This window comes from Hydrotalea sandarakina (assembly GCF_003254115.1).
Lineage (GTDB): Bacteria > Bacteroidota > Bacteroidia > Chitinophagales > Chitinophagaceae > Hydrotalea > Hydrotalea sandarakina.
Map to the genome: position 1 here is coordinate 209722 of NZ_QKZV01000004.1, position 20014 is coordinate 229735.

At 36.2% G+C, this 20014-nt stretch carries 15 protein-coding genes and 1 tRNA gene; 9 read left to right on the forward strand and 7 right to left on the reverse strand.

All coding sequences use genetic code 11. From position 1 onward, the window contains the following. Nucleotides 1-81 precede the first annotated feature (81 nt). From LX80_RS07905 to ggpS, 6 genes are all read left to right on the forward strand, one after another. Nucleotides 82-1461, forward strand: coding sequence for an HAD-IB family phosphatase (locus LX80_RS07905; protein ID WP_111294994.1), 1380 nt, complete (start codon nucleotides 82-84; stop codon nucleotides 1459-1461). A 58-nt stretch (nucleotides 1462-1519) separates the two neighbouring features. Continuing rightward, nucleotides 1520-2245, forward strand: a complete 726-nt coding sequence (locus LX80_RS07910; protein ID WP_111294996.1) for a sulfite exporter TauE/SafE family protein — start codon at nucleotides 1520-1522, stop codon at nucleotides 2243-2245. 137 nt (nucleotides 2246-2382) lie between these two features. Further along, nucleotides 2383-3372: a glycosyltransferase gene (locus LX80_RS07915; protein ID WP_111294998.1), complete on the forward strand. Its 990-nt coding sequence runs from the start codon at nucleotides 2383-2385 to the stop codon at nucleotides 3370-3372. A gap of 14 nt (nucleotides 3373-3386) precedes the next feature. Then, nucleotides 3387-4700 (forward strand): gluconate:H+ symporter, encoded by a 1314-nt coding sequence (locus tag LX80_RS07920; RefSeq protein ID WP_111295000.1) that lies wholly within the window; start codon nucleotides 3387-3389, stop codon nucleotides 4698-4700. Nucleotides 4701-4839: 139 nt separating this feature from the next. Then, complete coding sequence (locus LX80_RS07925) at nucleotides 4840-5829, forward strand: NAD(P)H-dependent glycerol-3-phosphate dehydrogenase (RefSeq protein ID WP_111295002.1); 990 nt, start codon at nucleotides 4840-4842, stop codon at nucleotides 5827-5829. A 12-nt stretch (nucleotides 5830-5841) separates the two neighbouring features. Further along, the gene (gene ggpS / locus LX80_RS07930) at nucleotides 5842-8067 is read left to right on the forward strand and encodes a glucosylglycerol-phosphate synthase (RefSeq protein ID WP_111295004.1); all 2226 of its coding nucleotides are present in this window, start codon (nucleotides 5842-5844) and stop codon (nucleotides 8065-8067) included. A gap of 162 nt (nucleotides 8068-8229) precedes the next feature. Here the strand turns inward: ggpS and LX80_RS07935 are convergent. Next, nucleotides 8230-8305 (reverse strand) — tRNA-Phe (locus LX80_RS07935). 120 nt (nucleotides 8306-8425) lie between these two features. Continuing rightward, on the reverse strand, nucleotides 8426-9874 hold the full coding sequence (gene asnS / locus LX80_RS07940; RefSeq protein WP_111295006.1) for an asparagine--tRNA ligase: 1449 nt from the start codon (nucleotides 9872-9874) through the stop codon (nucleotides 8426-8428). A 367-nt stretch (nucleotides 9875-10241) separates the two neighbouring features. On the opposite strand from asnS, the gene rho reads away from it, so the two are divergent. Further along, complete coding sequence (gene rho / locus LX80_RS07945) at nucleotides 10242-11981, forward strand: transcription termination factor Rho (protein ID WP_245898017.1); 1740 nt, start codon at nucleotides 10242-10244, stop codon at nucleotides 11979-11981. A gap of 71 nt (nucleotides 11982-12052) precedes the next feature. On the opposite strand, the gene rmuC is transcribed toward rho, so the two are convergent. Next, nucleotides 12053-13579 carry a DNA recombination protein RmuC gene (rmuC, locus tag LX80_RS07950; RefSeq protein WP_245898018.1) on the reverse strand — a complete coding sequence of 509 codons (1527 nt, stop codon included), beginning with the start codon at nucleotides 13577-13579 and terminating at the stop codon, nucleotides 12053-12055. A 221-nt stretch (nucleotides 13580-13800) separates the two neighbouring features. Between rmuC and mnmH the strand changes: the two genes are divergently transcribed. Both mnmH and selD read left to right on the forward strand, forming a co-directional pair. After that, nucleotides 13801-14868: a tRNA 2-selenouridine(34) synthase MnmH gene (mnmH, locus tag LX80_RS07955; RefSeq protein ID WP_111295010.1), complete on the forward strand. Its 1068-nt coding sequence runs from the start codon at nucleotides 13801-13803 to the stop codon at nucleotides 14866-14868. Next, nucleotides 14861-15916, forward strand: a complete 1056-nt coding sequence (gene selD, locus LX80_RS07960) for a selenide, water dikinase SelD (protein WP_111295012.1) — start codon at nucleotides 14861-14863, stop codon at nucleotides 15914-15916. Before mnmH ends, selD begins: the two co-directional genes overlap by 8 nt. A gap of 56 nt (nucleotides 15917-15972) precedes the next feature. On the opposite strand, the gene LX80_RS07965 is transcribed toward selD, so the two are convergent. From LX80_RS07965 to kdsB, 4 genes are all read right to left on the reverse strand, one after another. Continuing rightward, the gene (locus LX80_RS07965) at nucleotides 15973-17046 is read right to left on the reverse strand and encodes an iron-containing alcohol dehydrogenase family protein (RefSeq protein WP_111295014.1); all 1074 of its coding nucleotides are present in this window, start codon (nucleotides 17044-17046) and stop codon (nucleotides 15973-15975) included. A gap of 78 nt (nucleotides 17047-17124) precedes the next feature. Continuing rightward, a complete protein-coding gene (locus tag LX80_RS07970) occupies nucleotides 17125-18612 on the reverse strand; it encodes a glycoside hydrolase family 32 protein (RefSeq protein WP_170120405.1) in 1488 nt (495 codons plus the stop codon). 192 nt (nucleotides 18613-18804) lie between these two features. Next, complete coding sequence (locus LX80_RS07975; RefSeq protein ID WP_111295182.1) at nucleotides 18805-19188, reverse strand: DUF5684 domain-containing protein; 384 nt, start codon at nucleotides 19186-19188, stop codon at nucleotides 18805-18807. 88 nt (nucleotides 19189-19276) lie between these two features. Then, a complete protein-coding gene (kdsB, locus tag LX80_RS07980) occupies nucleotides 19277-20011 on the reverse strand; it encodes a 3-deoxy-manno-octulosonate cytidylyltransferase (protein WP_111295018.1) in 735 nt (244 codons plus the stop codon). Between the last annotated feature and the right edge of the window lie 3 nt (nucleotides 20012-20014).

Genomic DNA, 20014 nt, shown 5'->3' on the forward strand with positions numbered 1-20014 from the left:
TTGGTTTTTAATCCATAACTTACCACACCATTCCCACAAAGCCCGACTTATATTTTTTTATTCACCCTTAAAAGCTTTGTTATGGTAACTGTAATTATACCTACACTGAATGAAGCCGAAAATATAACTGCGGTTGTAAATTTTGCCCAATCAGACAAATTAGTTTCGGAAGTAATTGTAGTTGATGATAAATCGACTGACAACACTGTTATATTGGCCCAAAAAGCCGGGGCTAAAGTAATTACCAGTACCAAATTGGGGAAAGGCGCTTCCATGAAAGATGGTGTTTTATGTGCAACCAATGATGTGATTTTATTTTTAGATGGCGATATTGACCCATACCCGCATTTCACCATTCCTTTACTTACACAGCCTATTTTGCAAAATGAAGTTGATTTTACTAAATCATCCTTTAATCGCAATGCCGGAAGAGTAACCGAATTAGTTGCTAAACCATTATTAAGTATTTTTTTTCCGGAATTAATGCGCTTTAGCCAACCATTAAGCGGTATGATTGCCGGAAAGAAATCTCTATTCCAACAAATTGATTTTAGAGACGACTATGGTGTTGACATTGGCATATTGATAGATATGTATTTAATGCATGTGCGCATGAAAGAAGTGGAAATTGGCTACATTGAAAATAAAAGTAAACCTTGGCATGCTTTAGGGAAAATGAGTAAAGAAGTAGCACAAACCATTATTTTAAAAGCAGCTACATCAAAAAATGCGCATTATAATTTAGAAGAATTATCAGTAATGAACGAAATACGTTCGCAAATGGAATTTGCCTTAACCGAACATATTCCGGAAACCAACAAATTAGTTGTGTTTGACATGGACAATACCTTGCTGCGTGGCCGATTTATTGATACCTATGCTGCAGTGAATAACATGACCAAAGAATTAATGAATATACGCGCAACAGAAACAGACCCACTAATTGTTACCAAAAAAATGGCCACATTATTAAAAGGAAAATCATTAGCCGATTTGTTGAAAATTGTTGATGCCATCCCAATTGTTGATGATGCGCAGCGTGTTATTCAAGAATTAAAGAAAAGAGGCTATTTAATTGGCATTGTTTCCAACAGTTTTGATTGTATTACCAATCATATAAAAAACAAATTAGGCATGCACTTTTCCTTAGGGAATGAACTTGAATTTTCAAAAAGCATCTGCACCGGTGAAGTAAAAATCCCTTCATTTTGGTTTAGCCGCAAAGACAGTTTATGCCGACACACCATTTGCAAAACCAATGCCATGTTGGGTATTTTAGAAAAACATCAAATTAAAAGAGAAAATACCATTGCTATTGGCGATAGCCTAAATGATATGTGTATGATTAAAGAAGCAGGGGTAGGTGTAGCTTTTTGTTCAAAAGATGAATTAGTAAACCATCATGCCGATATTATTATACAAGATTACAGTTTTGAAGAATTGCTTAAGTTGGCTAAGTAGCTATATCTTCCATAAATATTCATGCTTTCAACAAAACACAATTTCATAAAATACTTAGTTGGAAAATTTATACCTATTTATTTTACTCGCCTTATTGGCTGAAATTGCCGGAACAGTAGGTGGTTTTGGTTCTTCACTATTTTTTGTACCTATTGCTTCCTATTTTTTGGATTTTCATTCTGTGCTAGGGATAACTGCTTTATTTCATGTATCCAGCAACCTATCTAAAATTGCTTTCTTTAGAAAAGGGGTCAACGTTATGTTAATTATTTATTTGGGTATTCCGGCAGTACTATTTGTGTTGGCTGGTGCATGGCTAACGCAATTTATTGCTACCAAAACATTAGAAATTGTATTATCAATATTTTTAATAGTCATTAGTCTGGTATTTTTATACTTCAACAATATTTTTATTCAGCCATCCAAACTAAATGCCATAACAGGAGGTACGTTATCAGGTTTTATTGCCGGATTAGTAGGAACCGGTGGTGCCATCAGAGCGCTTGTATTTAGTGCCTTTCAATTAAAAACAGAAGTATTCATTGCCACATCTGCTGTTGTTGATTTAGCTATTGATGCATCGAGAAGTTTTGTTTATTGGCATAACGGCTTTGTACATGCGCACGATTTATATTTAATTCCCATATTATTATTGGTGAGCATTGCCGGTACCTTTATCGGGAAAAAAATTTTGCAGTACATATCTGAATCATTATTTAAAAAAATAGTGCTTTTTTTAATATTACTCACCGGAGTTTTTACACTTTTCAAATTACTGTATTAATACCATTGCAAAATAAACCTTAGAATTTTATCAATAATCGTCTAGCCATCTTGCTATATTCTGCCCATTTATTTTTGTTCATTGCATGCATTACTGCATTTTATCTTTACTTTTAATTTTTTATACAATCCCTTTATATGCATGTAGTTATTGTTCATAACTCAAAAATTCCGGTGCTAAAATATGGTGGCATTGAAAGGGTTATTTGGTATCTTGGTAAAGTATTGAAACAAAGGGGACATAAAGTTAGTTTTCTTGTTCCTAAAGATTCTTCTTGTTCTTTTGGGAATGTAATTATATATGATTCGAAGAAACAGTTTAATGAACAAATTCCATCTTCAGCAGATGTAGTTCATTTTAACATGTTACCAAGAGAAAAAATTGATAAGCCATACATTTTCACCATGCATGGCAATGTTGATGATAACACATTACTTGACATAAACACTGTTTTTGTATCACAAAACCATGCAGCACGTTTTGGTTCTTCATCCTATGTATACAACGGCATGGATTGGGATGATTATGGCCAACCGGATTTAAACAATGAAAGAAGCCGCTTTCATTTTCTAGGTGATGCATCATGGCGCATCAAAAATGTAAAAGGCGCCATTCAATCAATATTACGTACACCCAACGAAGAATTAATGGTATTGGGCGGTAAACGTTTAAATTTTAGAATGGGCTTCCGTTTCACACCCAGCAAACGCATTCATTTTTATGGCATGGTTGGCGGTGAAAAAAAATTAAGCTTACTCAACACTTCCAAAGGCCTGGTATTTCCCGTTCGTTGGCATGAACCTTTTGGTATTGCCATAACAGAAAGTTTATATTTTGGTTGTCCGGTTTTTGGTACACCATACGGCTCTTTACCTGAAATTGTTCAGTCGGATGTTGGTTTTTTAAGTACACATGCCGGTGAATTGGCCAACGCTATTGTTAATAGCAATGCATACAGTCGCAAAAGATGTTATGAATATGCTCGTGATGTATTTAATGCAGAAAAGATGACAGATGCTTACCTATTGAAATATGAAAAAGTAATGAATGGTGAAACGTTGAACGAAAAGCCACCACAACTACTAAAAATTCAAGAAGAAAAATTTTTACCTTGGTTTTCCTCATGAAATAACAAACATATATGTCGCTAATTATTGTTGCCATTGCCATATTGGTCTTAATACTTCTCATTAGCTGGGCTAAAGTAAATGCGTTTTTGGCGTTTCTCATTGTTTGTTTGTTAGCTGGAGTAGCCTTACAATTACCGTCACAAACCATTATCAGCTCCATTGAAAAAGGCATGGGCGACATGTTGGGTTCATTGGTTATCATTATTGCATTAGGCGCTATGTTGGGTAAGCAAGTGGCAGCAAGTGGTGCTGCACAGCAAATTGCACAAACATTAGTTCAGGCCTTTGGTAAAAAATATATTGCATGGGCCTTAACATTAACGGGTTTTGTAGTAGGCATTCCATTGTTTTACGGAGTGGGCTTTGTGTTAATGGTGCCGCTAATATTTTCTGTAACATTTCGCTATCAGCTTCCGGCAGTTGCAACAGGTTTACCATTGCTAGCAGCATTATCTGTAACACATGGTTTCTTACCACCGCATCCATCACCTTCTGCACTTGTGGCTTTATTTCATGCCAACATGGGTATAACTTTGTTATACGGTTTAATCATTGCCATTCCTACCGTTATTATTGCAGGTCCCTTATTTTCAAATACATTAAAAAAAATTAATTCAACACCGTTAAAAGCATTTCAAATTGAACTAATTCCAACAGAAAAATTACCCGGAGTATTTGTTAGTTTCTTCGTTCCTTTAATTCCGGTTATATTAATTGGCCTATCTACACTTATTCAAACATTTACAACCAACTCACAATGGTTATATCAGTTTGCTGCATTTGTAGGTAACCCTTCAGTAGCTTTATTAATTGCGTTAATCACTGCAACTTTTTTGCTTACAGGTTCAGATAGAGAAAGTATGACAATAATTATGAACCGATATGGCGATGCCGTGAAAGATGTGGTAATGATTTTATTAATTATTGGCGGAGCAGGTGCATTAAAAGAAATTTTAACACAAAGTGGTGTCAGCGACCAAATTGCACATGCATTAGAGGGCACTTCAATACATCCATTAATATTAGGATGGCTCATTGCTGCATTAATAAGGGTATGTGTTGGTTCATCAACCGTTGCAGGATTAACCACTGCAGGTATTTTACTGCCTTACATTAATGCCAATGGTGTAAATAGTAATTTAATGGTGCTTTCCATTGGTGCAGGAAGTTTGTTTTTTTCGCATGTAAACGATCCCGGCTTTTGGATGTTCAAAGAATACTTTAATGTTAGTATCAAAAACACCTTTAAATCATGGTCGGTTATGGAAACAATAGTTTCTGTACTTGGTTTAGTGGGTGTGCTACTAATTCAATTATTTGTTTAAAATGTTAAGTACAAAAGGCCCGATGCATGGGCATTCTATCGCTTCAAATTTTAATTCTAATTTAATTCTAATTTTCGCTTCAAGGTAAAGGCGCTAACTTTACAAAATCTTATAGAGTATTTTATTAATTTATTAAGCAATGCCAGAAAAAATTGCCGTAATTGGAAGCGGCAGTTGGGCAACAGCACTTGTAAAAATTTTTTCAGAAAGCGGAAACAAGGTATCATGGCTGGTTCGAAATAAAAAGCAAGCCGATTATATTGTTACCAATAAAAGAAATCCGCGTTACCTTAGTCAGGCCGAATTAGACCTCACTTTCATTCAACCCACCACACAGCCGGCTGATGCCTTGTTGCAGGCTAATTGGGTTATTTTTGCTGTTCCCGCTGCTTATGTTCAAACCACTGTTCAACAGTTAAAAAACGAGTGGATGCAACAGGCACAAATAATTGTGTCAATAAAAGGTTTTGTTCCGGGCACGGGAAAAATACCCGGCCAATACATTACTGATACTTTACACTTAAGCAATGATTATATTGTATTAAGTGGTCCTTGTCATGCAGAAGAAATTGCTTTACACAAATACACATACGTTACTTTATCTGGCCAGGATGAAAGTAAACTTATACAATTACAAAAAAATATTACATCCCCATATATCAAAACTATTTTGAACAATGATGCGGTAGGTGTAGAATATGTAGCAATTTTAAAAAACATCATTGCGATTGCCAATGGCATTGCCGATAGTTTACAATATGGCGATAATTTTAAAGCTGTACTTACCAGCAATGCCATGCGTGAGGTGCAGCAAATAGTAAACAAAGTAGCACCACAGCAACGCGATTTTTTTGACTCGGTTTACTTCGGTGATTTATTAGCCACAGCCTATTCTGACTTTAGCCGCAACAGAACACTGGGAAAATTAGTAGGAAGAGGTATTCAGGTGCGTAAAGCGTTACAAATGATGGAAATGGTAACAGAGGGATATTATGCATCGAAAGAATTACACAGCATTTTACAATCACCTCGTTTAAACGTACCTGTTATTAATAGTGTATATAGAATTTTACACGCCCATGCTAACCCATACTATGAAATGAAATTATTAGAACAACAACTTCAATAAAATTAATTAATCATGATTTTAGCAACTGATTTAGATGGGACTTTCTTAGGCGGAAAAAGTATTGATAAACAAAAATTGTATCGCCTTATCCGAAAGAACAAAACCGTAAAACTTGTTTTTGTAACGGGAAGAGGTTTGGAAACGGTTATACCATTATTGAACGACCCCATTATTCCTAACCCCGATTTCATTATTTGTGATGTGGGTGCTACCATCGTAAACGGATATACGTTAGAGCCTATTGATCCCATTCAAAACCCGATTGAACAGATATGGCCCGGTGAATTAAAAATACTGGAACATTTTAAACATGTAACCAACTTACAACACCAGGAAGTTCCACAACAAAGGCGTTGTTCATTTTATTTAGATGATGAAAATTTAATAGCACAACTTTCAACATTGGCCGAACAATTAGGATGCGATGTATTACACTCTGCAGGTAAATATTTAGATGTATTGCCCAAAGGCATTAATAAAGGAAGCACACTTACCAAATTAATTAACTACTTAAATGAAGATACAGAAAAGGTTTTAGTGGCAGGTGACACTTTAAACGATTTAGCCATGTATGAATGTGGTTTTAAAGGTGTTGTTGTGGGTAATGCAGAAACCGCATTGAAAAAAGAAGTAGCCAATAAACCTAATATTTATACAGCCAAAAATGCCGGTGCAGGGGGTATTATTGAAGCTATTGAACATTTTGAAAATTTAGCAGCAGAAATGGAAGCTTTAGATGAAATTTCTATTCATAAGGAAAGCAGTAATGTACCCCAACTGTTAATGCTGTATCATCGCTTCCCCTATGAAACCATTGAAGTAAATGGTGAAAAACAACATATACCGCCTAAAAGTCCTAATGGTATATTACCAACTCTACAAGGCTTTTTTGCAAATGGCCGATCCGGTGTGTGGATTGCTTGGGAAGAAGTGAATAAAAATAATGCGCCTTTACGCAATATTTATATTGATAAAGAAAAATATCCCAACTTGATGGCCGCCAGAATTGGGCTAACGAAAAAAGAAATTGAAATTTTTTACAAACTATTTTCCAAAGAAGCATTTTGGCCTACCATTTTTGCATTTATTGATAGAGCGAAATTCAATCATCATCATTGGGACCATTATGTAAACATCAACAAATTGTTTGCTCAAAAAGCTGCTGAGCAGGCCGATTATAATGCTATTGTTTGGATTCACGATTATAATCTGTGGTTGGTACCGGGCTTTTTACGTGAATTAAGGCCTGATGTTACTATTGCTTTTTTCCACCATACAGCCTTCCCTTCTGCCAACTCGTTCAATATTTTACCATGGCGTGGCGAAATTATTGGTAGTTTATTGCAGTGTAATTACATTGGCTTTCACATTCCCCGCTATGTTGAAAATTTTGTGGATGTTGCCAAAAGCTTATTCCCGGTAAAGGAATTAGAAAAAGTAAATTGTGCGCCACGCTATTTAACTTATAGCACTGCATTGGGCGTGCAACAAATGACTACGTTAATTGATACAGGTCAAAACAAAGTAAAATTAGGTGCCAACCCCGTGGGCATTAATGTGCAATACATTAAAACACTCATGCAGCAAGCAGAAACTCAAAAACAAATTGCTGACATAAAACAATTATTTGCAAATAAAAAAATGATAATAAGTGTTGAAAGATTGGATTATGTAAAAGGCCCATTGGAAAAGGTAATGGCGTATGAACAATTTTTAAATGATTATCCGGAATATCATGGCAAAGTTGAGCTGGTAAATATTTGCACGCCACCGGCGCAAGGAATGAAAATTTATGAAAAAACGCAGCACGATTTAGAGCAAGCTGTTGGCAGAATAAATGGGCGTTATGCAAATATGCATTGGGTACCTATTCGTTTGTTTTTCCGTTCGTTTCCTTTTGAAGAGATTATATCTTATTATGCAGCAGCAGATATTGCTTGGATAACGCCTTTGCGTGATGGATTGAATTTGGTGGCCAAAGAATACATTGCAGTTCAGGGCGAAATGCCAAATGCAAGGGGAGTGCTTGTTTTAAGCGAATTTGCTGGAGCTGCTGTTGAACTGCCTTATGCCATTCATACCAATCCGTACGATGGGCTTTCTTTAAAAGAAGGTTTAGTGCAAGCCTTATCAATGAATGAAGAAGATGCAAAAATGCGCTTGCAACGATTGTATGAACAGGTAAGCTACTACGATATTGATTATTGGGCGAAAGATTTTTTACAGCAACTCAACTAAGTTTATACCGGAATGCCATTTTTGTCACTCATTCTATCTTCAGCACAAATCAATGCAATACACGGTTGTATTTTTGATGGAAAACAGACACTCAAAAAGCAGGAATGAAATAGTTTTTATTGCATAAAAAAACGGATGTTATAAAATAACATCCGTTTTTAGTGGTGGTGTGGGGCGGGATCGAACCGCCGACACAAGGATTTTCAGTCCTTTGCTCTACCGACTGAGCTACCGCACCATCCTTTCCCCTTCGGGGCAGCAAATATAGGGAAGTACAGTTATTTTCCGGCAAGTTTAGCCAAAAAATATTTTAAATTCTACTTTTTCACTATATAACTTCTGCCCATTATAATGAAAATTAGAAATTACAGTTTTTAGGTGTGCGTGCAAAAGGGATTACATCACGAATGTTAGTCATACCGGTAACAAATTGCACCATTCTTTCAAAACCCAATCCGAATCCGGCATGTGGCACAGTTCCAAAACGACGGGTATCTAAATACCAATTCATTTCTTCCACCGGTATGTGCATGTTTTCCATACGTTGCAGCAATTTTTCTAACCGTTCTTCCCTTTGTGATCCACCAACAATTTCACCGATTCCCGGTGCTAAAATATCCATAGCAGCAACGGTTTGTTTACCGGGTTCACAACCATCATTTAGGCGCATGTAGAATGCCTTAATATCAGCAGGATAATTGGTTACAATTACCGGCTTTTTAAAATGCTTTTCTACCAAATAACGTTCGTGCTCGCTTTGCATATCAATACCCCAGCTTACTTCATATTTAAATTTTTTCTTTTTGTATGCAGGGCTATCCAACAAAATTTGTATAGCTTCCGTATAAGTTATTCGCTCAAAACGGTTGTTTACTACAAAATTCAACTTTTCAATCAAACCCATTTCACTGCGCTCATTGGCCGGCTTCTGTTTTTCTTCTTCCGCCAAACGTTGGTCTAAAAATGCCAAATCATCGGCATTGTTTTTCATTACATATTGTATAATGTATTGAATGAACTCTTCGGCTAAATTCATGTTGTCTTCTAAATCACAAAAAGCCATTTCTGGTTCAATCATCCAAAACTCGGCTAAATGGCGGGTTGTATTTGAATTTTCGGCGCGGAAAGTAGGTCCGAATGTATAAATTTCGCTAAAAGCCATAGCACCCAATTCACCTTCCAGTTGACCACTTACCGTTAAATTGGTCGATTTTCCAAAAAAATCTTCTTTAAAGTTTACAGAACCATCTTCGTTTCTTGGAGTACCATCAAATGGTAATGTTGTAACCCTAAACATTTCACCGGCACCTTCTGCATCGCTGGCCGTAATAATGGGTGTATGTAAATAAATAAAACCACGTTCATTAAAAAACTGGTGTATGGCAAAAGCCAAAGCATGACGAATTCTAAAAACAGTACCAAATGTATTGGTTCTAAAACGGAGGTGTGCTATTTCACGTAAAAATTCCAGACTATGTTTTTTGGGTTGCAAAGGATATTTTTCTGCATCACAATCACCCAATATTTCTACATTTTCAGCCAATAATTCAATTGTTTGTCCTTTTCCCACACTTTTTGCAATGGTTCCGGCAATTTTCAAGGAAGCACCGGTAGTTATGCGTTTTAAAATATCTTCCCCTAACATACCTAAAGGCACAACAATTTGTAAGTTAAGATTGGTACTGCCATCATTTAATGCAATAAATTGATTATTCCTAAAAGTACGTACCCAACCCATTACCGTAACCTTGGCATCAATGGGTGTTGTTTGTAACAAAGCTTTAATTTTTGTGCGCTGGTTGAACATTTGGCCGCTTTTAAAGTTTTAATTGATAATGAAATAAGGGGTAGCAAAAATACAGTAATAATGTGCATGGTTACCCGTTTGTAGTTGACATTGGCTTAAAAAGACATTGGTTTTACTGAAAATGCAGTAAATTTGAGTGGTTTTTAAAGAAATTTTTCGTGATTTTGAAGTTTTTACAGTATCATTGCAGCGGAAACAAACTGGTTTGACACGAATTTCAATCCCGCAGACATATCAGTTTATCTCTTTTCCACCTTTACCAATCATTTTCAAGTTTCATTACATTATTTAAAAAGAGATTGAGAACGCTAAAGAAACATTTTTCTATTTAACACATTCTATGTACGACATCTTACAACTGAACGACATGCTAGTTCCAGAATTACTGGACATTGCCGAAAACCTGAAAATTAGCAACGCAAAAAAATTAGACAAGCAGGAATTGATTTATAAAATCCTGGATAGTCAGGCTGTTGAAGCCAGTGAAAAGCAAGAAAAAAAAGGAAATAAAAAAACTTCGGCACGTGGCAAAAAAGCTGCAACTGTGAAAGCAACTACCGGCAACAGTACGGAAGAAGCGATTGTTATGCAAGATGAACCCGAGTTAGAAGCTGAAACAACAACTCATCATAAAAAAGAAGCAGAACGTCCTAACTTGCGTCATCGCAAAACTAAAAAAACAGAAGAGGAACCGCCGGCAGAACAACTGGAATTAATTCCTACCAGCTTAGATGAAAAAACGGCTTTATTGGCTCAACAAATGCTAAAAGCTACCGAAGAAAAAGAAAAAGCTGCTCGCGAAAAAGAAAAAAAATCAGGAAGAGAGCATCACCACACCTCTAAATCAGAAAATATTACACCGGAAATTACTGATTTAGAAAATGAAACCGACGCATTAATAAAAGAACCGCAGGAAGAAGCTGCTATTTTACCCGTTGAACCTATTGCGCCACAACCTAAACCACAACGCCAACCGGTTTTTAATATAGAATTTGATGGTGTTATTAATGGCGAAGGTGTTTTAGAAATGATGCCCGATGGATATGGATTTTTAAGAAGCAGCGATTATAACTATTTAAGCTCACCCGATGATGTGTACGTTTCGCCTTCACAAATAAAATTGTTTGGTTTAAAAACCGGTGATACGGTTACCGGCTCTGTTCGTCCGCCTAAAGAAGGGGAGAAATATTTTGCTTTATTAAAAGTAGATGCCATAAATGGTAAACGCCCCGATGAAGTACGCGACCGTGTACCATTTGATTACTTAACACCACTTTTCCCATACGAAAAGCTAAACCTGTTTACCAACCCCAACGATTATAGTACCCGCATCATGGATTTATTTACGCCCATTGGTAAAGGGCAACGGGGATTAATTGTTGCTCAACCCAAAGTTGGTAAAACCATGTTGTTGAAAGCCGTAGCAAATGCTATAGCTGCTAACCACCCGGAATGTTATTTAATGGTGGTTTTAATTGATGAGCGCCCTGAAGAGGTAACTGATATGGAACGCAGCGTAAAAGCAGAAGTAATTGCTTCTACCTTTGATGAACCTGCTGAAAAGCATGTAAAAGTTTCAACCATTGCTTTACAAAAAGCCAAACGTTTGGTTGAATGTGGGCACGATGTTGTTATATTGTTAGATAGTATTACCCGTTTAGCCCGTGCACACAATACGGTTGCCCCCTCAAGCGGTAAAGTATTAAGTGGTGGTGTTGAAGCAAATGCCATGCAAAAACCCAAACAGTTTTTTGGCGCTGCCCGTAAAATTGAACACGGAGGTTCATTAACCATTTTGGCTACTGCTCTTATTGATACCGGCAGTAAAATGGATGAAGTAATTTTTGAAGAATTTAAAGGAACCGGTAACATGGAATTGGTATTAGATCGCAAACTGGCCAACCGTCGTATTTATCCGGCTATTGATTTAGTAGGCTCATCAACCCGCCGCGATGATTTATTATTAGATAAGGAAACTTTACAACGTATGAATATTCTTCGTCTATTCTTAAATGACATGAATACCGAAGAAGCAATGACAGAATTACTAAAAAGAATGCGTGGTACTAAAAACAATGAAGAGTTTTTAGCCAGCATGAATCGATAAATCCTATGCCTAATGATGAAGTTAAACCCGTACCAATTCGTACGGGTTTTTTTATGAATGAATACTAATTATTATTCCGCATTGTCTTCAACACTATCATTCTTGTCAGTATCGTTTAAAGCGGGTGTATCTAAAATAGCATTTGCCTGATTTGCCGGCAATGCCTCTACGTTGCGCAACTTTCTTTCAATAGCCCTGGTTCTTACTTCCGATTTGTCAATTACATCAGTTGCTTCAATTAATTTCTTTTTGGTTTTAGCTAACACATCACCAAATTGTTTAAAATCAGTTTTAACTGCACCTAATAAATCCCAAACCTCACTGCTTCTTTTTTCAATAGCCAATGTTCTAAAACCCATTTGTAAACTGTTCAGCAAGGCGCTAAGTGTTGTAGGCCCTGTAATGGTTATTTTATATTCTTTTTGCAATAACTCAAATAAGCCGGGTACACGTAATACTTCACCAAATAAACTTTCAAATGGCAAAAACATAATTCCATATTCGGTAGTATTTGGTGGATCAATATACTTTTCTTTGATTTCTTTTGCACTGCGCTTAATAGCATTAATAAACGATTTTCGGCTTTCTTCAATTTTTTCTGCATCACCCTTTTCATAAGCATCGGTTAAAGCCTCATAATCTTCTTTCGGAAATTTTGAATCGATGGGTAACCAAACAATTTTTTCAAAATTGCGGCCATGTGGCATTTTAATTGCAAATTCAACCAGCGCACCACTGCCGGATTTGGTTTTTACATTTCGTTCATATTGTTCTGTGGTTAATAAATCTTCAATAATATTTTGTAATTGATACTCACCTAATACACCTCGTTGCTTCACATTGGTCATTACTTTTTTTAAGTCGCCTACACTTGTGGCTAATGTTTGCATTTCACCCAAGCCCTTATGCACTGCTTCGAGCCGATCACTTACCAATTTAAACGATTCACCTAATCGTTTTTCTAGGGTATCATTTAATTTTTCATCCACGGTTTTACGCATTTCTTCCAATTTCTTTTCGTTTCCTTCTTGTAAATTTTTTACCGAAGTTTCAAGGGCTTGTTTCAGTTCACGCATTTTTTCAGTATTGCCCGCATGCTGGTTTTGAATATTGTTTTCAAATAAGGCAAACTGTTCCAACATTCGGTTTTTATATTCCTTTAAAGCCTCATTTAAGTTGGTTTGAAATAAAGCTAAATTTTGCTGCAATGCAGTAATACCTGCTTGGCCATTTGCATCAATACGTTGCTGAAAATTATTGAAAGAATTTTCAAGCGTAACCCGAATGGCATTTAGTTTTTCTTCGTTAGCATTAGAAAGTTGGGTTAATTGTAATGTAATGGTTTGTGCAAAATTGTTCAACTGTAAATTAGTTTCAGTGCGTAATGCAGCCGATGCTTCAGCATTTTCTTTACGATTAATGACAAATTCCTCTTTCAAATTTTTTTCAATATCCTTTACGGTAATAAGCCATTGATTTAGCAAAAGTTTTATCTCATTCAATGCTTCATTATTTTTTTGACCGCCAATTTTGCTGAACAATAAAAATTGAACAAGCAAAACCACAATTACAATTACCAAAATAATTAAGGTTAACATGGTTACTTTTTAATTAGCAGTGAGAAAATAGATAGAAAACCATCAGCAGGTAGTTTTTAAAACTTGAATTACCCGCCTGTTTTAATAGCGTACGAATTTAGCCAAATGTGTTATTAATTTTGAATGATGAATTGGTGAAATATATTTTGCCGTGTTGATTTAATTACAATTTTTTACTGAATACTACTGCTGCCATTGCAGTTGCATGTACATTTGTATAAATGGCTATTGAAGTAATAAATATTGAAACTTTTTTACAATTAAGGCAACAATTGCCGGTTTTTGATGTTCGTAGCCCGGGTGAATTTGAACATGCCCATATACCCAATGCCATTTCATTACCATTATTTACAAATGAGGAGCGAGCCATTGTAGGAACACAGTATAAGCAAGTAGGCAAACAACCGGCAATTAAAACGGCTTTACCATTTTTTGCAGAAAAAATGGTACCGATGATTGAAACCGTTGAAAAGGTGATAACTAAAAACAAATTACCCAACGAAATAATAGTGCATTGTTGGAGAGGCGGTATGCGAAGTGCCGGCGTGGCCTGGTTATTAAATTTATACGGATTTAAAGTTTACACCCTACAAGGTGGTTACAAAGCTTTTAGAAACTGGGCATTGCAGCAATTTGAAAAAAACTATCGCTTAAATATTATTGGTGGATATACAGGCAGTGGCAAAACAGAAATTTTAAAAGTTTTACAACAGCAAGGCCATAACGTTATTGATTTAGAAGCATTAGCCCATCATAAAGGTTCTGCTTTTGGTGGAATTGATATGCCTGCTCAACCCTCACAAGAAATGTTTGAAAATAGCTTGGCTTTGCAATTATATCAGCATACAACTTTAGTGAATAATGCATCGCCCATTTGGTTAGAAGATGAAAGCCAACGTATTGGCACCGTTAATATTCCAATAAAACTATTTGAACAAATGCGGCAATCGCCTGTTTATTTTTTCGATATCCCATTTGAAGAAAGATTGAAACACATTATGGAAGGCTATGGTAAGGCCCCTAAGGAAAAATTAATTAGCGCTATTATGCGCATTAAAAAAAGATTGGGTGGCTTGGCAACTAAAAATGCCATTAATTTTTTATTGGAAGAGGATGTAAGCAATTGCTTTTCTGAATTGCTTATTTATTATGATAAACTTTATTGGAAAGGCTTACACAATCGCAACAATGTTTTGGAACTGGTGAAAACCATTCCGGCACTGAATACAAATGCACAGAACAATGCCCAATTACTACAAGAATATTTAAATAGTACAGAACATGATTGATTCAACACCTATAAAATTAACGGCCTATTCGCATGGTGCCGGATGCGGATGCAAAATTGCACCCAAAGTATTAGATGAAATTTTGCAACACAATACTGCAGCACCAAACTATGCACAATTATTAGTAGGCAATCATTTGAAAGATGACGCAGCAGCATATGACTTGGGAAATGGAACTGCATTAATTAGTACTACTGACTTTTTTATGCCCATTGTGGATGATGCATTTACATTTGGCAAAATTGCAGGTGCCAACGCTATTAGCGATGTATATGCTATGGGGGGAAAACCCATTTTGGCTATTGCTATTTTAGGATGGCCCGTTGATAAAATTCCGGCTGCTGTTGCAGGGCAAGTAATTGAAGGCGCAAAAGCCATTTGCTTAGAAGCCGGTATTCCATTAGCCGGTGGGCACAGTATTGACAGCCCCGAACCTATTTTTGGTTTGGCGGTTAATGGTATAGTTCCCATTCAACATTTAAAAAGAAATAGTACAGCTAATGAAGGCGATGTAATTTTATTTACCAAACCTTTGGGCATTGGTATTCTGTCCACTTCACAAAAAAGAGGAATACTAACGGAACCCCATTTACAATTAATGATTAAGCAATTAACACAATTAAATAAAGTAGGCGAGCAACTTGGCAGCATAAGTAATGTACATGCCATGACCGATGTTACCGGATTTGGTTTATTAGGCCACTTAACAGAAATGTGCGAAGGCGCATCACTTTCAGCAGAAGTTTTTTATAGCAAAGTGCCTGTTTTAGCTGAAGCAAAACAATATTTGTTACAAAAAGCAATTCCGGGAGGTACGAAACGCAATCAAGACAGTTACGGACATAAAATTAGTTGGAATGGAAACTATGATAAAGAAGAGGCAATGAATTTTTTAACTGATCCGCAAACCAATGGGGGATTATTGATTGCTGTTTCGCAGGAAGGTTTATCATTAGTGCAAGATGTGCTAAGAACAAACCACTTATATGCTGAAGTAATTGGAAAATTTGTTCCTAAGCAATCAACAGCAGTAGTAGTAAAAGACTAATTAGTACCTTATTCCGAATACAAAAAAGGCAACACGTTAACGGTGTTGCCTTTATGTTATAGTTTTTCGTACAATTTTCTAAGTTTATCGCGAGTCATTATTTTTTCCCAATCTTTTCCTAAAGCATTTTCCCAAAGCGGTTTCATGCCTAATGATACATTCATCATTGTTTCAAATTGTTCATCGGTAAGGCCTTTACAAATACCCGTAGGAATTTCAACCTTATTTTTTTCAACCATGCGTTTAAATTCTGCAACACCTTCCGGGTAATATTCTTCTAAATGATTCATTACAATACAATTACCAATACCGTGTTTGGTTCCTAATAAATAACTCAACCCATAACTTACTGCATGCGCTACACCTACTTGCGAATATGCTATACTCATTCCGCCGGCATAAGAAGCCATCATAAGTTGGTTATCGCTTTCATCATCCCAAACATCTTTTTCTAAAAATACGCGTTGACAAAGTTGCAAAGCTTTTTCGCCATAACTTTTACTAAACTCATTCAAATAAGTACCTTGTAAACTTTCAATACAATGAATGTAACAATCCATTCCTGTATAAAAACGTTGGTTTACAGGTGCATCTTTAATCAATTCGGGGTCCAATACAATTTGATCGAAAGGTGTAAAATCAGAATTCATTCCAAGTTTTCGGGTAGGCCCGGTTAGCACGGTAGTGCGAGATACTTCGGCACCTGTACCACTTAATGTAGGAATACCTACTTTATAAACACCGGGAAATTTTACCAAGTCCCATCCCTGATAATCGGCTGAAGATCCCGGATTTGTCATCATTAACGATACCGCCTTTGCTAAGTCCATTGTGCTACCGCCGCCAATGCCAATAATACCACTAATGGTACCAAATTCATTTTTAAGTTGTTGAGCTAAAGCATCAACCTGCGAAGTTTTAGGCTCATTAGTTACATCAGCATAAATAATAATATCTTTACCCCGTAATGGAATTCTATTAACTAATGGTTTCCCATTGAAAAAATGGTCAATTAAAAAAATCATAGGTGCATCGCCCTTGCGTTGTGGCGATAAAATTTCATCTAACTGGTTAAAACAACCACGTCCATACACCACATAACCAATCATTTTAAAATTTCTAAATTGCATAGTAAAAGTGCTTTGGGTTTTAGTACAGGTTTAATTGCTGCCGAAAGCATTACAAATATATTACCGTATTTAGTTTCTTTACCAAATTGATTTCATAGGCCAAAAAGTTACACGCTTAAATAAAGCATTTTCACCGGTGCTGTATAGAGCTACGCCATTATTTTCCTCTGCCGGAAATACTTGTACGGTAAGCACTTGTTCACCATTATTTACAAATACTTCTACAATACTTTTATCAAAAAACACCTGCAGCTTAAGTTCATTATTCAATAAACGAACCGGGGCAATACTGGTAGGCCTGGCAGCGAAAGCTGCACTAAAATAGTCGGGTGTATTGTTGCGATTAATAACGAGTTGCTTAGCAGCAGCATTGTAACTAATGTTTAATGCAAGACCGTTACCTACTGCAAGTTGTAATCCGGTTTCGCCCGTAGTGGCGGGTTGCATAATAATTTCACCTTCCCATACATTTCCTTTAAAAGGAAGCAGCTCAGTAGTTTTATTTATTTTTTTGTTGGCATAAATAACCGGCTGTTTTCTTAAAGTTGCCAAAGCAGCAACAGGTTGTTGAATGAGTTGCCAAACATCATTAATTTTTTTTAATTGCAAAGTGCGCGGTAATGATGCGGCGCCCTTCCAGGGATAAGTAGGAATTTGATTGGCATAATACCAGTTATTTACCCAACCTATACTTACCGGTTTTCCGATGGGATTACTATGATAGGCAATGGCAGCATAATAATCAGTTCCATAATCAGGTTTTAAAGTAGTGCCATTGGGTGTTTCACTGGTAAAATTTTTACCATCGAAATTGCCCACAAAATACTGCATGGTTGCATTTTGTGAAGTTAATAAAACCCATTTATAACTTCCCGGCTGGTCATATATAGGCACACGCATTAAATCGGGACATTCCCAAACACCTGTTGTATCGCCGGCAGGACCGAATATGCCAACCTGTTTCCAATCGCGTAAATTAACAGAACTATAAAATGCTATTTGATGGGTTGTAGGATACGACAAACTCATTATCCATTTTTTTTCCGGCGCATACCAAAAAACATTAGGATCGCGAAAATCTTTTTTGTTTTCATTCAACACCGGATTGCTTTTGTATTTTGCCCATTGTAAGCCATTGTCGGTACTATAAGCTAAGTTTTGTGTTTGCAAAGTATCCGTGCTACCTGTATAAATAGCCACTAACGGCGGATTTTGAATAGAGCCTAAGCCACTGGAATTTTTTGTATCAACTACAGCAGATCCCGAAAAAATCATAATTCCATTTTCTTCTTCTAAAGCTACCGGCAATTGTTTCCAATGAATCAAATCTTTACTAACTGCATGCCCCCATGACATGTGCCCCCACACGTTTGCAAAGGGATTGTATTGGTAAAACAAATGATATTGACCTTTATAAAACACCAGCCCGTTGGGGTCATTCATCCAATTGCGTTCAGGCGTAAAGTGAAATTGCGGACGATAATTTTCACCATATAATTTTAATTGTGCCATTACTGTTCCATTTAACATACAGCATAAGAACAAATAGAGTAAATGTTTTTTCATGCAACTTAATTTAATTGGCAAAGTAGGGGCAGCAAATGTGGTTGGTTTTAATGGATACCGGAAAAGTATATAGTTATTTATTTCGCAAAAATATTGATTAATAAGCCGGCTGCGAGAGAAAAATAATATTAAATTTTTTTGAAAATAAAATAGCCTGCTCATTTCAGAAGCAGGCTATTGATTAAACGATTTTTATGAAACGGATGGTACAAAATTATTACCTGCCGGTCCTTTGTATGTAGCATTTCCAAAACCTAAAATGGGATAAAAGATAAAGGGAAGAAAAATTAATCCAACGGTAAACCCTTCTTCTTTACCAAAGCTTTTTGAAAGCAAATTCAAAACCCAAATGCCCAACACAATATTTACAATGGGAATAAACATGAGCAAGAACCACCACCAAGGTTTCCCTACTATTCTAAGTAATACGATTATGTTGTAAATGGGAATAATGCAAGCCCAACCCGGTTGATTAGCTTTTTGGAAAATTTGCCATTGCGCTATTAATACTAAAATAATGATTGCCAAATAAGCAAACATAAATGTGCCAAATAAGGCAAAGGGAAAATCGTTCATAAGCAATTTTTTTTGAATGAAAGTTTTAAAATGGTTTAAGAACAAAATAATTCATTCAAACAACATTTGCAACAAATTCAAAAAATAATTATTGCATATTTTGTTGTAATAATTGCCCGGCTCTTTCCAAATCTGCGGGTGTATCAATTTCAACCCCCATGTATTCAGTAACCACCATTCTTAATGGCACACCATTTTCCAAATACCGCAAGCACTCAATTTTTTCAGCAGCTTCCAAAGGTGTAATCGGCCATTTTGTAAATTGAAGTAATGCTTGCTTTTTAAAAGCATATACGCCTATATGTTCGTAATAAACCGGATTCACATTTTTATCGCGTTGATATGGAATAACACTTCTACTAAAAAACAAAGCGTCCATTTTATTATTCACGGCCACCTTTACATAATTAGGGTCGGCAATTAATTTTTCATCGGTTAATACCTGCATTAATGAAGCTACTTGAACACTTTCATCATTTCTAAAAGCATCTAACAATTTTTGTAGTGGTTGTTTTTGTACAAAAGGCTCATCGCCTTGAACATTTACAATGATATCAACATCTAATTGTTCAGCAGCTTCAGCAATACGATCGCTTCCGCTTTCATGTTCTTTTTTACTCATCAACGCTTTACCACCATGTTGTGTAATTTCATTAAAAATGATAGGACTATCGGTTACTACCCACACATCATTAAATAAACCTGTAGCTAAAGTATTATCATAGGTATGGCGAATAACCGTTTTATTACCCAGTTGTTGCATTAACTTGGCAGGATAACGAGTAGCAGCATAACGGGCAGGGATTAGCGCAACAATATTCATGTG

Coding starts and splice junctions, on each gene's coding strand:
- LX80_RS07915 (WP_111294998.1), top strand. CDS start 2,383: ATGCATGTAGTTATTGTTCATAACTCAAAAATTCCGGTGCTAAAATAT.
- LX80_RS07970 (WP_170120405.1), bottom strand. CDS start 18,612: ATGAAAAAACATTTACTCTATTTGTTCTTATGCTGTATGTTAAATGGA.
- rho (WP_245898017.1), top strand. CDS start 10,242: ATGCTAGTTCCAGAATTACTGGACATTGCCGAAAACCTGAAAATTAGC.
- LX80_RS07965 (WP_111295014.1), bottom strand. CDS start 17,046: ATGCAATTTAGAAATTTTAAAATGATTGGTTATGTGGTGTATGGACGT.
- mnmH (WP_111295010.1), top strand. CDS start 13,801: ATGGCTATTGAAGTAATAAATATTGAAACTTTTTTACAATTAAGGCAA.
- selD (WP_111295012.1), top strand. CDS start 14,861: ATGATTGATTCAACACCTATAAAATTAACGGCCTATTCGCATGGTGCC.
- ggpS (WP_111295004.1), top strand. CDS start 5,842: ATGATTTTAGCAACTGATTTAGATGGGACTTTCTTAGGCGGAAAAAGT.
- LX80_RS07975 (WP_111295182.1), bottom strand. CDS start 19,188: ATGAACGATTTTCCCTTTGCCTTATTTGGCACATTTATGTTTGCTTAT.
- asnS (WP_111295006.1), bottom strand. CDS start 9,874: ATGTTCAACCAGCGCACAAAAATTAAAGCTTTGTTACAAACAACACCC.
- LX80_RS07920 (WP_111295000.1), top strand. CDS start 3,387: ATGTCGCTAATTATTGTTGCCATTGCCATATTGGTCTTAATACTTCTC.
- LX80_RS07905 (WP_111294994.1), top strand. CDS start 82: ATGGTAACTGTAATTATACCTACACTGAATGAAGCCGAAAATATAACT.
- rmuC (WP_245898018.1), bottom strand. CDS start 13,579: ATGTTAACCTTAATTATTTTGGTAATTGTAATTGTGGTTTTGCTTGTT.
- kdsB (WP_111295018.1), bottom strand. CDS start 20,011: ATGAATATTGTTGCGCTAATCCCTGCCCGTTATGCTGCTACTCGTTAT.
- LX80_RS07925 (WP_111295002.1), top strand. CDS start 4,840: ATGCCAGAAAAAATTGCCGTAATTGGAAGCGGCAGTTGGGCAACAGCA.